This window comes from Zymobacter sp. IVIA_12111.31 C1 (genome assembly GCF_047495495.1).
Taxonomy (GTDB): Bacteria; Pseudomonadota; Gammaproteobacteria; order Pseudomonadales; family Halomonadaceae; genus Zymobacter.
On record NZ_CP179930.1, the window covers coordinates 2,711,957 to 2,724,746 of the forward strand.

General features: G+C 61.5%; 12 protein-coding genes. 7 read left to right on the plus strand and 5 right to left on the minus strand.

Annotated features, from left to right (window positions below; genetic code table 11):
- Positions 1-8 precede the first annotated feature (8 nt).
- The 4 genes from ACMHYW_RS12065 to hemC form a co-directional block, all read right to left on the minus strand.
- Entirely contained in the window at positions 9-1,223 is a 1,215-nt protein-coding gene (locus ACMHYW_RS12065; RefSeq protein ID WP_414500125.1) for a heme biosynthesis protein HemY, read from the minus strand.
- 4 nt (positions 1,224-1,227) lie between these two features.
- Positions 1,228-2,358 (minus strand): uroporphyrinogen-III C-methyltransferase, encoded by a 1,131-nt coding sequence (locus tag ACMHYW_RS12070; RefSeq protein WP_414500126.1) that lies wholly within the window; start codon positions 2,356-2,358, stop codon positions 1,228-1,230.
- The gene (locus ACMHYW_RS12075; protein WP_051523826.1) at positions 2,355-3,251 is read right to left on the minus strand and encodes a uroporphyrinogen-III synthase; all 897 of its coding nucleotides are present in this window, start codon (positions 3,249-3,251) and stop codon (positions 2,355-2,357) included. The genes ACMHYW_RS12070 and ACMHYW_RS12075 overlap by 4 nt, the downstream gene beginning before the upstream one ends.
- Before the next feature lie 79 nt (positions 3,252-3,330).
- Positions 3,331-4,272: a hydroxymethylbilane synthase gene (gene hemC / locus ACMHYW_RS12080; protein WP_414500127.1), complete on the minus strand. Its 942-nt coding sequence runs from the start codon at positions 4,270-4,272 to the stop codon at positions 3,331-3,333.
- A gap of 407 nt (positions 4,273-4,679) precedes the next feature.
- Here hemC and argH point away from each other — a divergent pair, with 407 nt between their 5' ends.
- The 5 genes from argH (at position 4,680) to ACMHYW_RS12105 (ending at position 9,739) form a co-directional block, all read left to right on the plus strand.
- Positions 4,680-6,113 carry an argininosuccinate lyase gene (gene argH / locus ACMHYW_RS12085; protein ID WP_027705234.1) on the plus strand — a complete coding sequence of 478 codons (1,434 nt, stop codon included), beginning with the start codon at positions 4,680-4,682 and terminating at the stop codon, positions 6,111-6,113.
- On the plus strand, positions 6,110-6,583 hold the full coding sequence (lptM, locus tag ACMHYW_RS12090; RefSeq protein WP_414500128.1) for an LPS translocon maturation chaperone LptM: 474 nt from the start codon (positions 6,110-6,112) through the stop codon (positions 6,581-6,583). Before argH ends, lptM begins: the two co-directional genes overlap by 4 nt.
- Positions 6,580-7,854, plus strand: a complete 1,275-nt coding sequence (lysA, locus tag ACMHYW_RS12095; RefSeq protein WP_414500129.1) for a diaminopimelate decarboxylase — start codon at positions 6,580-6,582, stop codon at positions 7,852-7,854. Before lptM ends, lysA begins: the two co-directional genes overlap by 4 nt.
- 108 nt (positions 7,855-7,962) lie before the next feature.
- Complete coding sequence (dapF, locus tag ACMHYW_RS12100) at positions 7,963-8,814, plus strand: diaminopimelate epimerase (RefSeq protein WP_414500130.1); 852 nt, start codon at positions 7,963-7,965, stop codon at positions 8,812-8,814.
- Positions 8,815-8,830: 16 nt separating this feature from the next.
- Positions 8,831-9,739, plus strand: coding sequence for a tyrosine recombinase XerC (locus tag ACMHYW_RS12105; protein ID WP_414500131.1), 909 nt, complete (start codon positions 8,831-8,833; stop codon positions 9,737-9,739).
- 19 nt (positions 9,740-9,758) lie between these two features.
- Here ACMHYW_RS12105 and ACMHYW_RS12110 read toward each other — a convergent pair whose 3' ends face one another.
- Positions 9,759-10,691, minus strand: a complete 933-nt coding sequence (locus tag ACMHYW_RS12110) for an MBL fold metallo-hydrolase (protein ID WP_414500132.1) — start codon at positions 10,689-10,691, stop codon at positions 9,759-9,761.
- Between the two features lie 87 nt (positions 10,692-10,778).
- Between ACMHYW_RS12110 and ACMHYW_RS12115 the strand changes: the two genes are divergently transcribed.
- Together ACMHYW_RS12115 and speE are read left to right on the plus strand one after the other, a co-directional pair.
- Complete coding sequence (locus tag ACMHYW_RS12115) at positions 10,779-11,708, plus strand: LysR family transcriptional regulator (protein WP_414500133.1); 930 nt, start codon at positions 10,779-10,781, stop codon at positions 11,706-11,708.
- A 173-nt stretch (positions 11,709-11,881) separates the two neighbouring features.
- A complete protein-coding gene (speE, locus tag ACMHYW_RS12120) occupies positions 11,882-12,742 on the plus strand; it encodes a polyamine aminopropyltransferase (protein WP_414500134.1) in 861 nt (286 codons plus the stop codon).
- Positions 12,743-12,790 lie beyond the last annotated feature (48 nt).

A 12,790-nucleotide genomic window follows, 5' to 3' on the forward strand; every position in this document is an offset into this window, starting at 1 on the left:
CATGGCGTTTACTGAACGCCCGGCAACTGGGGCAGTTGCAACGCCCCAAGGCTTTTCTCTAACGCCAGCTCGCTGCGCGCTCTATCTCCTTGTAGGAAGAACAGTCGCGCCAGTTCACCGTTAGCCACGCTGTCCTGACGCAGTCGACCGGCGTCCTCAAAGTAGCGTTGGGCCTTACCCCACAGCCCACAGCGTACCGAAAGCCGTCCTAGGCACAGCAACAGCTCAGAATCATGACTGTGCTGTTCGAGCCAACCTTCCGCTTTCTTCAGCAGAGCAGCGGCATCCTCTGGCAATACGCTATAGCGTTGCAGCAACAGAGGCGACCAGTGGCGCTCAATGCCCTGACGCAGCAGTTTGGTCGCGTCATCTGTCGCACCGCCGCGCACCAACGCATCGCTATAGAGGGCAATCATTGATGGCGCCTCTTGACGCTCGCTGGGCAGTTCCCGCCACAGCTGGCGCGCTTGACTCAGCAGCGTATCGGTATCGCCCGTATGCGCACTCAGCTGATCGAACAGCGCCGCGTAGGTGTGATCTTCCAGCTGGGCATAGTCGCGCTCGGTCGTCAGCTTCTGTAGGCGAGGCAGGATCTGGCGCATGCCGGTCCAGTCGTTGACGCGCGCATAGACCTGACGCAGCAGTTTCAGCACTTGAGGATGCTCGGGATGCGCCCGCAGCAAGCGGGTTAGCGTCGCCAGCGCCTGCTCGTACTGCTGGCGGTCGATCATCAGCTCAGCCTTAACCAAGTCGATCGCTTCTACTGCCGAAGGCGCTTTGCGGGCCGCCACTTGAAGCAGTTCCTGCGCTTGTTCGAAATGCCCTTGATAATGTGCGGCTTGGGCTGCGAACAGATAGTTCACCACGGGCGTGGGCGCATCGTCAGCTGTAGTGCGCAGTAGTTTCTCAGCCTTCTTCCAACGCCCTTGACCCATCGCCTCCACACCGCGGTTGGTACGCTTGACGGCACGGCGGCTGCGCACGCGCGACCGCCACTGCTTCATGCGCCGTACGGGATGATGCATGCCGCGTAGCAGACGCAGTAGGAACAGCCCCAGTGTGAACAGTACGATCAGCAGGATCAGACCGCCCATAAACGAGCGAACATAGATATCGTAGTGACCCGCACGGATATGCCAGAAGCCATGCACGGACAGCATCAGCTGGCCCAGCAGTGTGCCTGCGATCAGGGCGCCCACGATGATAAGGATCAGCTTGCGCATATCATCAGGCTCCTGGTTGCTGCTGTGCGTGGCGGCGTTCCACAGCCTGCTGCCATTGCTGGAGCACACCGGTCACGTCTGGAAGATCAGGACGGATCGACTGCTGCGAAAGCGCATTAATGCGGTCGATCACGCCCTTCACGCGCGCATCATCCTGCGGGAAGTAGCGCTGCAGCGTTTCGGTCGCGCTCTGCAGCGCATGGGTGTAGACAGTCGGCGACTGATTCAACAGCCCCATCTGCGCTTCGGAGAACGTCATCCGCAAATGTTCGCGGATCGCGCTTTCCTGCTCGGGCATTAGCAGTTCATTCAGTGCCTGATCGTTGTAGCGCACCACCACCAGTTCTTTCATCTCATGCCCAACACGCGATAGCTGGCGCTTCCACCAGCTGGGCTGCGGCGCATCGGCAGCAGCCTGTTCGGACTGCTGGTGTTCGGGGGTCATCGACGCCAGACTCTGTGACATCGACAGCCCATCCAGTGCACGCGATTCAGCCGCCAGTTGCAGATAAAGACCATCAACATCTGGCGCACTGACGTTGTTCAGCGCGGCCATGGCGGACTGGATGCTTTCGCGTACGGGCAGGAAGACGGGATCATTCAGTTCGGTGATCCGCTGATCGGCACTTTTCAGCAGCTCCAGCGTGCCACGGATATCGCGATTGAGGGCCAGCCGCTGAAGCGCCATGCGCAACTGGTAGTCGATCTCGACATAGCGCCCATCGGCGGTACGGTGATCGTCCAGCCGTTTCTGTACAGCGCCGATGCGCTCATCGACACCCTGAAGCTGCGCTTGCAGCGGTAATACGGCCTGATCCAGTGCGCTCTGTGCAAGGCTGTTCTTCTTGAGAGCACTCAGTTCGCTGCCGAGCTGTTCCAGCTGCCCTTGCGTTGTGCTGTTCTGATAGAACGACCAGCCAAGGCCGCCCAGCAACAGCAACGCGACGATGCCAGCACCCCACACCCACGGTGGCTGGCGGCGCGTGCGAACGTCATCCTGTGTGGAGACGGTATCCGGCGCGTCATCGCTGGCCACGTTGTGCGGTGCAGCCTCGACGGTGGTTTCTTCTGAGGGCGTGTCACTCACGTCGTGCTTAACCTCGTCATCCTTGCCTGAGTCATGCTGTCGTGTCATGAGTCGCTTGCCTTGTCGCTGTCGGGTGCATCGTCCTGCTGCACCTCATCGTTCCCGAAATCATCGTCGATCTGTCGATCGTCTGCGTCATCCGCATCGGCGGTGTCGCAGTGTGCGGCCCGGCGCACCATCGCACTGGCCAGTGCGCCTGGGGTCGCATCGCGTGCGATCACGATGCGCTGATATCCTTGTTCTGCGGCGTGCTCGGCCAGTCGGCGGCTAGAGACAATCAGCGGACGTCGGAACGCTATGGCCCCGCACCAGTCCTTCAGATGGTCGAGCTGCTCTCGGCTGGTCACGATCATGGCCGCATAGTTGCCCGCTTCCAGATAGCGCTGCCCCTCAAAGGTGGGGTTGTGCAGATTGCGCTCGTACAGCGGCAGGATGTTCACCTCGCCCCCGCGAGCGCGCAGCGTCTCTTCCAGCAGCGGACGACCGCCATGACCACTGACGATCAGAATCTGCTGCCCTGTCATGTCCTGAAACTCGGGCAGTGCCAGCAAGGCTTCGCTGGCGCTGGTACCTTCTTCTTCGTTGTCCGGCTCGGGCGCCAGTGATGTGCGACCGAAGTGTTCCGCGATCAACTCTTGTGTGCTGCTGCCCGTTGCCGCCCAATGCACGCCAGCGCGACACAGGCGGTGACCGCGATCGCCCACCTCTTCAGCCCAGCGTGTTACAGCGGTCGGGCTGATACAGATGACCCAATCCGGCGGTTGGCGGCACCAGCGCAGCACATCCTCTGGATCAGGCGTCACCGGGTCGAGGGTCATCACGCCAAGCATAACCGTAGCATAGCCGTGATTGGCCAGTGCTTCCTCAAGCAACTGCGCCCTCGCCCCCGGGCGCGCAATAAGTACCGGTCGACGAATCTGGAAATCGACTGCCTCTGTCATGACAACCCCCTCTTGCCCGGCACCGGGCTAACATTCCGGCTGCCCAGCACCTTTCATGTGATCGTTACGAGTCACGCGGTTACTGATGGTCCGCATAGACCCTCGACAGGATGTCCCCGGCTCCCTGTGCCAGCAGACCTTCCGCGACGGCACGCCCCAGCGCTTCCGGCTGGTCGGCGGGGCCGCTGCGCTCTTCACGTACCACGACATCGCCTTCGGGCGTACCCACAAGGGCCCGCAACCACAGCGTGCGGCCTTCGTCAGTTAGCCGTGCATAACCGCCGATCGGCACCTGACAGCCTCCGTCCAGCCGCGTGTTCATCGCACGTTCGGCCAGCACACAGCGGGTGGTGTCGCGGTCGCGCAGGACGCTCAGCATCTCGTTGAGTTCGACATCGTCTAGGCGACTTTCGATCCCCAGCGCCCCTTGACCGCAGGCAGGCAACATCAGTTCTGGCGCCAGTTCCTGTGTGATGCGATCGCCCAGTCCTAGGCGTTTCAGGCCCGAAGCGGCCAGAATGATGGCGTCGAACGTGCCGTCGTCCAAGCGACTCAGGCGGGTCTGCACGCTGCCACGCAGGCTGTCGATCTTCAGGTCAGGACGCGCTTCCAGAAGCTGAAGGCGACGGCGCAGGCTCGACGTACCGACGCGCGCGCCTTCCGGCAGCGCATCCAGCGAAGTGTAGTGCTGCGAGACAAGGGCATCGGTCGGGGTTTCGCGGGCCAGTACGGCGGTCAGCCCCAATCCGTCGGGAAACGCCATGGGCACATCCTTCATGGAATGAACGGCCAAATCAGCCCTTCCGTCCAGTAGCGCTTCTTCCAGCTCCTTGACGAACAGCCCTTTTCCACCGATTTTGGCGAGCGGCGCGTCCAGTATTCGGTCACCGCGCGTCGACAGACCGATCAGTTCGATACGGCATGCGGGGAACCGGGCTTCGAGGAGGGCTTTGACGTGCTCCGCCTGCCAGAGTGCCAGCGGGCTTTTGCGGGTTGCGATACGCAGAATTTCTCGGGTCACAGGCTCACCGTTCACAGCATCTTGGATTTCCGGTGCAGCAGAGCATTCTGCTGCCTTTCGGGCATGGTATCATCCTTGGGGATGGGGACCTCTGTCGTTCAAAGGCAGGCAGCGGGTACATCGCGCCGACTCTGATACACTTTCGAGGATACACTTGCGAGACAGGGGTTACCGTATCACAGGCCGCCATGGCCCCGTGCCAGAGCGAACGGCTCGACTTGCATCCTGCCAGCGCCACTGACACGATCAGAGGCGTCGGCCAGTCCGCAAGCGTCGTCTGAGCTTCATGGCCCAACGACATAACAGCAAGGTGTCGATCTTCGTCCAATCGCGATAGGCCACAATGCGTAGACGACCGGCACCTCACCATCACTCTTTTCGCTATTCTAGCAAGGAACGCCATTCTCATGACGCAACCCACAGACAAGCCCTGGGGCGGACGTTTCAACGAACCCACCGACGCTTTCGTCGAAGCCTTCACCGCGTCCATCGGTTTCGACAAGCGCCTCTATCACCACGACATCCGTGGTTCCATCGCGCATGCGACCATGCTGCAGCGAGTGGGCGTTCTGACTAAAGAAGAAGCCGATACCATCATCGACGGACTGCGTGCGATCGAAGCAGAAATCGAAGCCGGTCAGTTCGAATGGTCCGTATCGCTCGAAGATATCCACATGAACATCGAAGCCCGCCTGACCGCGCGCATCGGTAACGTGGGCAAGAAACTGCATACAGGCCGTTCCCGCAACGACCAGGTCGCGACCGATATTCGTCTCTATCTGCGCGATGAGATCGACATTGTGGCTGAAGAGCTGGCACGCCTGCGCTCCGGCCTGATCGAACTGGCCGCGCGTGAAGCCGACACCATCATGCCGGGCTTCACCCATCTGCAGACGGCACAGCCGGTTACGTTCGGCCACCATCTGCTGGCGTGGCAGGAAATGATCACCCGCGATCACGAACGCCTGCTGGACTGCCGCAAGCGCGTCAACATTCTGCCGCTGGGTGCTGCTGCGCTGGCCGGTACGACCTACCCGATCGACCGCCACGTTACCGCTGAACTGCTGGGCTTCGAACGCCCGTCCGAGAACTCGCTGGATGCCGTCAGCGACCGTGACTTCGCCATCGAATTCGCATCGTTCGCCAGCATCCTGCTGATGCACATGTCCCGCATGAGCGAAGAGCTGGTGCTGTGGACCAGCGCACAGTTCAACTTCATCAACCTGCCGGACCGCTTCTGCACAGGCTCTTCCATCATGCCGCAGAAGAAAAACCCCGACGTGCCTGAACTGGTGCGCGGCAAAACCGGTCGCGTCTATGGCCATCTGATGGGCCTGCTGACGCTGATGAAGTCGCAGCCGCTGGCCTACAACAAAGACAACCAGGAAGACAAGGAACCGCTGTTCGACACCCTCGACACCGTCAAGGGCTGCCTGAAAGCGTTCGCCGACATGGTGCCTGCGTTGGAACCGCGCCGTGACAGCATGTACGAAGCCGCACGCCGCGGTTATTCCACTGCCACCGATCTGGCCGACTATCTGGTACGCAAAGGCACGCCGTTCCGCGACGCGCATGAAGTGGTCGGTAAGTCCGTGGCCTATGGTATCGAGCAGGGCAAGGATCTGTCCGAAATGTCGCTGGACGAACTGCGTCAGTTCTCCGACGTGATCGGCGACGATGTTTTCGACGTCCTGACCCTCGAAGGTTCCGTCAATGCTCGTAACCACATCGGTGGCACCGCCCCCGATCAGGTTCGCGCGGCAGCACAGCGGGCAAGGGATGCCCTGTCTCGTCTGACCGCGTCACAGAATGCCCAAGGAGAGGAGTCCCGCCTGTCATGAACACTCGCGCCCTTGCGCCGCTGACGGCGGCGCTGGTCATGCTGACCACGCTTGCAGGCTGTGGTCAGACCGGCCCGCTTTACATGCCTGACGATCAGACCGCTCGTACCAAATACGATCCGGCCAACGATTATCAGCTGCCGGCCGCTACACCTGACAACGCTCAGGAAGCACCGAAGACCACCGCACCGTCAGCGTCCAGCTCACCGGTTCCGGCCCGTTCGCAGGAAGAACGTCCGGCGGCTCCGGCAGTGACGACACCGATCGCGCACAAGGGCGCCGTTCAGGCAGCACCGACTCCAGAGGTCGCGCCGCAGCCGCAGACAAGGCCGCAGGTTCAGCCTGTACGCCCGCAACCCAGCGCACAGGCGCCTGCACCGACACCTGCCCCAGCGGTGCCGACCGTCTCTCCGGCGAAAAAATGGTCCAACATCGAATGGACACCCTACCGTGCAGGGGTTGATCAATGACGAATCCGTTCGTACGCCGTGATGGCGTACTGCATGCCGAAGCGGTCGACCTGAGAGAGGTCGCCCGCATTCACGGCACGCCATGCTATGTGTACTCTCGGCAGGCCTTCACCGAACACTTCAACGCCTACCAGCAGGCCTTCGCCGCTCAGAATGCGCTGGTCTGCTACGCGCTTAAGGCCAACGGCAATCTGGCCGTACTGAATTTGCTGGCCCGCCTCGGCGCAGGCTTCGACATCGTGTCGGTCGGTGAGCTCGAACGCGTGCTGGCCGCAGGCGGCGATGCTTCCCGCGTCGTCTTCTCCGGCGTTGCTAAGCGCGAAGACGAAATGGCCCGCGCACTGTCGGCAGGCATTAAATGCTTCAACATCGAATCCGTGCCCGAGCTGGATCGCCTCAATACTGTGGCGGCTCGACTGGGCAAGCGCGCGCCGATCTCACTGCGCGTCAATCCGGACGTCGATGCGAACACCCACCCGTATATTTCTACGGGATTGAAAGACAACAAGTTCGGCATTGCGATCGAAGATGCCGAAGAGGCATACCTGCATGCGCAGTCGCTGTCACACCTTGATATCGTCGGTGTCGACTGCCATATCGGTTCTCAGCTAACAACGCTGACACCGTTCCTCGACGCGCTCGACCGCGTGATCGTGCTGATCGGCAAGCTGGCGGCTCAGGGCATCACCCTGAAACACATCGACCTAGGCGGCGGCGTAGGCGTCGACTATCAGGGCGAAGTGCCGCCGTCACTGACCGAGTACGCAGCGGAAGTCCGCCGTCGCCTTGACGCGCACGACTACACCCGCTCGCTCAGCGTGATCCTCGAACCGGGCCGTTCCATTGCGGCCAATGCGGGGATCCTGCTGACGCAGGTCGAGTTCGTGAAACTGTCAGATGCCAAGGCCTTTGCGATCGTCGATGCCGGCATGAACGACCTGATTCGCCCTTCGCTGTATCAGGCTTGGCAACGCATCGAACGCGTCAACGAACAAGACGATGGTAAGGAGCGCACGCATGCCGCCTTCGACATCGTCGGTCCGGTCTGTGAATCTGGCGACTTCCTCGGCAAAGAGCGCGAACTGTCGCTGGCCGCGGGCGATCTGCTGGCAGTGTTCTCAGCCGGTGCCTACGGGTTCACCATGGCCTCAAACTACAATGCCCGCCCCCGTCCGGCTGAGCTGATGGTCGACGGCAACGCATGCCATGTCGTACGCGAGCGCGAGACCATCGCCTCGCTGTGGCACGGCGAGCACTGCCTGCCTCACTGACCGCACGGTCGCCTGCTGCGGGGTGCATGCCTGCGCCCCGCCAGCCCTCTGCGGTATTCTCGAATCCACCGGGGCCTTCGCGCCATCGTCTACTGTCCGGAGCACAAGATGCTGCTGAATTTCACCAAAATGCACGGCCTGGGCAACGACTTCATGGTCGTTGACGGCATCACCCAACGGGTGCGTCTGACCACGGAGCAGATCGGCGAGCTGTCCGACCGCCACACCGGCATCGGCTTCGACCAACTGCTGCTGGTTGAGCCACCGCGTCACCCCGATATGGATTTTCGCTACCGTATCTTCAACGCGGACGGCAGCGAAGTCGAAAACTGCGGCAACGGAGCGCGCTGCTTTGCCCGCTTCGTACGCGATAAGCAGCTCACCCGCAAGCGCACGCTCAATGTCGAGACGGCCGGTGGCCCACTGACGCTGATCGTCACTCAGAACCAGCAGGTACGCGTCGATATGGGCAGCCCACGCTTTGCTCCCGACAGCCTGCCGTTTATTGCCGATGACGATGCGCTGGAGCATACCTTGGCGCTGCCGACGGAAACGGCGGGGTTGACGCAGGTCGATGTTAGCGTCGTATCCATGGGCAACCCGCATGCGGTACTGCTGGTCGATGATGTTGAACAGGCCCCCGTTGAAGCGCTCGGTCCCGTCTTGGAATCGCACGAACGCTTCCCGCGTCGCGTCAATGTCGGTTTCATGCAGATCAAGAACCGCAGCCGCATCGACCTACGCGTCTTCGAACGTGGCACGGGCGAAACACGCGCCTGCGGTACCGGTGCCTGCGCGGCCGTTGCGTCGGGCATTCGGCGCGGATTGCTGGACACGCGCACCAAAGTACGTCTGCCGGGCGGCACGCTGACCATCGAATGGAGTGGTCATCCTGACGAGTCACTGTTTATGACCGGCCCCGTCGCAACAGTATTCGAAGGCCGTATCGAACTTGAGTGAATAAGGAAGGGACACCATGACTGCGCCGCTACAGCCCATCGTTGATGAGCTACTGCACGGGCTAGCCTCACGCCGAAGCCCTGCCACGCTGGACGCCTATCGCCGTGATCTGGCGCATTTCATGGGGTTTCTGACCAAGGCAGTGGCACCTGATGTGCCACAGGCCCTGCATTTCTCGACCGCGCTACTGCGCCGCTATCTGGCCAGCGAACGCACCCGCGGCCTATCGGCCCGCACGCTCGCGCGTCGGCAGGCCGCCCTGCGGCAGCTTGGCGATCAGTTGCTGTCGGCACAGTTGATCGACAGCAACCCTGCTCGCCTGCTGGATACTCCCCGCCAGCCACAACACCTGCCCCATCCGGTAGACGTCGACCTGCTCAACCGCATGCTCGACGAGCCGCATGATGGCTCACCGCTGGGCTTCCGCGATCAGGCCATGCTGGAACTGTTTTACTCGTCAGGACTGCGACTGGCCGAACTCGCATCGCTCGATCTCGGTGATCTTCAGGCCCAGCGCGTACGCGTGATTGGGAAAGGCAACAAGCCGCGCCAGGTGCCCGTTGGCCGCAAGGCTGCGCAAGCATTGAAGGACTGGCTGGGCATTCGTTCGACATTCACCGCAGCGGAAGAGCCTGCGCTGTTTGTGAGCCAGCAAGGTACCCGCCTCGGCCACCGTGCGATCCAGAAGCGACTTGATCTTGTGGCGCGCGAGCGTGGGCTGCCCGAGCATCTTCACCCCCACCGCTTACGCCACTCGTTCGCTACCCACCTGCTGGAATCCAGCCACGACCTGCGCGCCATTCAAGAACTGCTGGGGCATGCCCAGCTCGCGACGACACAGGTCTATACCCAGCTCGACTGGCAACAGCTGGCTGAAAGCTACGATCATGCCCACCCTCGCGCCCACCGCAAACGCTCGCCGTGACGGCCCAAGCACTCACCGTCTAGCGCAACAGCCCCTGCTCGAACGCCCACATGACCTGCTCGCCCTCGCGGCGAAGTCGTCCCACACCACTGTCACCAAAGTGCGTGGTGAAAATCAGTGCCTCGTGGGCCTCGGCATACGCCATCATGCGCTGCCGTGACTGCGTCGCTGCCGGTAGAAACTCGCAATAGCGCGAATTGACCTCCGGATGAAGCACCTGCACGGGATGATGCATAACATCTCCCCAGAACAGCGCCGTCTGCCCCTGCGACGTCACTGAAATGGAGGCGTGGTCAGCACTGTGGCCGGGGGACGCGTGAAATGTGAAACCCATCACGTTCTCTCCCATCGCAATAGGGTCCGCCAACCCAGCATCGACCACCGGCAGTACGCTGTCCTCGAACACGCCGCCTCGCGGGAAGTGATGGGGCTGTCCCATGCCGAATGCGTCGATCGTCCGCTGCACCCGCGCCGTATCGTTCTCACTCAGCGCCGCGTTGTAGTCAAACTCACGCTGAGAGAAGACATAGCGCGCCCGCGGAAACGTCGGCCGCCAGCGACCATCGCGCAGTGCCGTATTCCACCCTACATGATCGGCGTGCAAGTGAGTCGCCAGCACGAGGTCGACATCGTCCGGCGTCACACCGGCTTCGCGCAGATAGGCCAGAAACGGCGTCTGCAAATGATCGAACATCGGCGCTCCGGGGCGGTGCTTGTCATTGCCCGACCCGGTGTCGATCAGCACCGTATGCGTGGGTGTCTGCACCAGCCACGAGTGGATGCTCTGACGCAACCGCTGATGTTCGGCATCGTAAGAAGCGGCTCCCCAACGGGCAACGTCGCGCGCCAGCACGGCGGCATCGTCATAGGGGAACAGGGTGCCAATATCAGCGAAGTCCATCTGCTGTTCGGGAATGCGCGTGACGGTCAGGTCACCGACGCGAAAGGTCATTAAGGGCTGCATAGCGGTCTCTCAGGTTGACGGTCGTTACAAGGGAGCGTATTCCATGCCCTATCATTTTTGAAATCGATGCGAAACATGACCGCCATCAACCATTTCGATCTTCGTGCCTTCGACCTCAACCTGCTGATCGCCTTCGATGCCTTGATGCGCGACCGCAGTGTGACGCGCGCCGCTACTCGCCTCAAGGTCGGGCAGCCTGCCATGAGCCACAGCCTATCGGTACTGCGCACGCTGTTTCAGGATGAGCTGTTCATCCGCGTCGGCGCGCGCATGCAACCCACCGCCCGCGCTACGGCCATCGCCCCAGCGATAGAAGCGGCCCTGCTGTCGCTCCAGCAGACCATCTATGCCCCCGCTGCTTTCGATCCCGCCACGGATCAGCGCCTTTTTCGTATCGGTGTGTCGAAGGAGGTAGAAACGCTGGTCATGCCAACGCTAGCGGCCCATCTGAACAGTGAAGCGCCACAGATACGCGTGCACAGCCGCATCGTGCTGCGCAAGGACATCACCCGCCAGCTGGACGAACAGGCGATCGACTTCGCCATAGGCTGTTTCGACCCGCCCGCGCAGCGCTATCATCGACACATGCTGTATGCCCAGTCGCTGAGCTGCGTCTTCAACCCTGACCAACTGTCCCTCTCAACGCCACTGTCGCTGAAAAACTACCTCCAACAACCGCATGCGCTGGTGACAATGAGCGAAGACCTGCAAGGCTGTTTGAGTGAAGCACTCGACCGCGTGGGCCACCGCCTCAACGTTGCCATCGCCAGTGCCGATTTCCTGAGCGTGCTTGATACCGTCGCCACGGCCCCACTGATCGGCACACTGCCGACCCGCATAGCCCGCCGCTACGGCCCACGCTTTGGGCTGATCGAACAGCCCATCCCTCTCACCCTCGGCATGCCGGACGTGTCACTGCTGTGGACGACAACACAGGACCAAGACCCCGCTACACACTGGCTACGTGCACTAATCGCACGCATCACGGCCCAATCCGAGCACTGACGCCCTTCCGGCAACGCGCCCATTGCCCCAGTACCCCAATCAGCTATACTGCGCGCTCGCCCCTCCCGGGCGAGCACTTCCTCGCACCACGCCGAAGCGCTCAGGCTCACGGCACGCGGGGGTTCCCCCTCTTAAGCCATCTCTTTTATGGCCCTCTTTCAGGAGGTCATCACATGTCCCACAAAGCGACATGGAATGAAACGCTCCACGCCGGTTTTGGCCAATACTTTACCGTCGACCGCGAGCTTTACCGCGAACGCACCGAGCACCAAGATCTCATCATCTTCGAAAACGAAGCGATGGGCCGCATCATGGCGCTGGACGGTGTCGTACAGACCACCGAACGCGACGAGTTCATCTATCACGAAATGCTGACCCATGTGCCCTTGCTGGCCCACGGTAACGCCAAACGTGTACTGATCATCGGCGGCGGCGACGGCGGTATGCTGCGTGAAGTGTGTCGTCATCAGAGCGTCGAACAGATCACCATGGTCGAAATCGACGCCAGCGTGGTCAGCTTCTGCAAGGAATACCTGCCGCGCCACAGCAACGGTGCCTACGACGACCCACGCTTCTCGCTGGTGATCGACGACGGCGTGAACTTCGTCAATCAAACGGACGAGACGTTCGACGTCATCATCTCGGACTGCACCGACCCGATCGGCCCCGGTGAAAGCCTGTTCACGTCCGCCTTCTACGAAGGCTGCAAGCGCTGCCTGAACGACGGTGGCATCTTCGTCGCCCAAAATGGCGTCTGCTTCTTACAGCAGGACGAAGCCGTGACCAGCCACGTACGCCTCGGCCACTACTTCAACGATGTCACGTTCTATCAAGCGGCCGTGCCGACCTACTACGGCGGCATCATGACCTTCGCCTGGGCCAGCGACGACGCCTCGCTGCGCACGCTGGACACCGCCACGCTGCAACAGCGCTTCGCAGCTGCCGGCCTGACCTGCCGCTATTACAACCCCGCGATCCATACCGGCAGCTTCGCATTGCCGCAATACCTGCTGAACGCACTTTCGCAGGACTAACGACTTTTCACAGAACTAACAACTACCCGTTTGGGCACGGCTACCGTG

Coding starts and splice junctions, on each gene's coding strand:
- argH (WP_027705234.1), top strand. CDS start 4,680: ATGACGCAACCCACAGACAAGCCCTGGGGCGGACGTTTCAACGAACCC.
- ACMHYW_RS12105 (WP_414500131.1), top strand. CDS start 8,831: ATGACTGCGCCGCTACAGCCCATCGTTGATGAGCTACTGCACGGGCTA.
- ACMHYW_RS12115 (WP_414500133.1), top strand. CDS start 10,779: ATGACCGCCATCAACCATTTCGATCTTCGTGCCTTCGACCTCAACCTG.
- dapF (WP_414500130.1), top strand. CDS start 7,963: ATGCTGCTGAATTTCACCAAAATGCACGGCCTGGGCAACGACTTCATG.
- ACMHYW_RS12065 (WP_414500125.1), bottom strand. CDS start 1,223: ATGCGCAAGCTGATCCTTATCATCGTGGGCGCCCTGATCGCAGGCACA.
- lptM (WP_414500128.1), top strand. CDS start 6,110: ATGAACACTCGCGCCCTTGCGCCGCTGACGGCGGCGCTGGTCATGCTG.
- ACMHYW_RS12110 (WP_414500132.1), bottom strand. CDS start 10,691: ATGACCTTTCGCGTCGGTGACCTGACCGTCACGCGCATTCCCGAACAG.
- ACMHYW_RS12075 (WP_051523826.1), bottom strand. CDS start 3,251: ATGACAGAGGCAGTCGATTTCCAGATTCGTCGACCGGTACTTATTGCG.
- ACMHYW_RS12070 (WP_414500126.1), bottom strand. CDS start 2,358: ATGACACGACAGCATGACTCAGGCAAGGATGACGAGGTTAAGCACGAC.
- lysA (WP_414500129.1), top strand. CDS start 6,580: ATGACGAATCCGTTCGTACGCCGTGATGGCGTACTGCATGCCGAAGCG.
- speE (WP_414500134.1), top strand. CDS start 11,882: ATGTCCCACAAAGCGACATGGAATGAAACGCTCCACGCCGGTTTTGGC.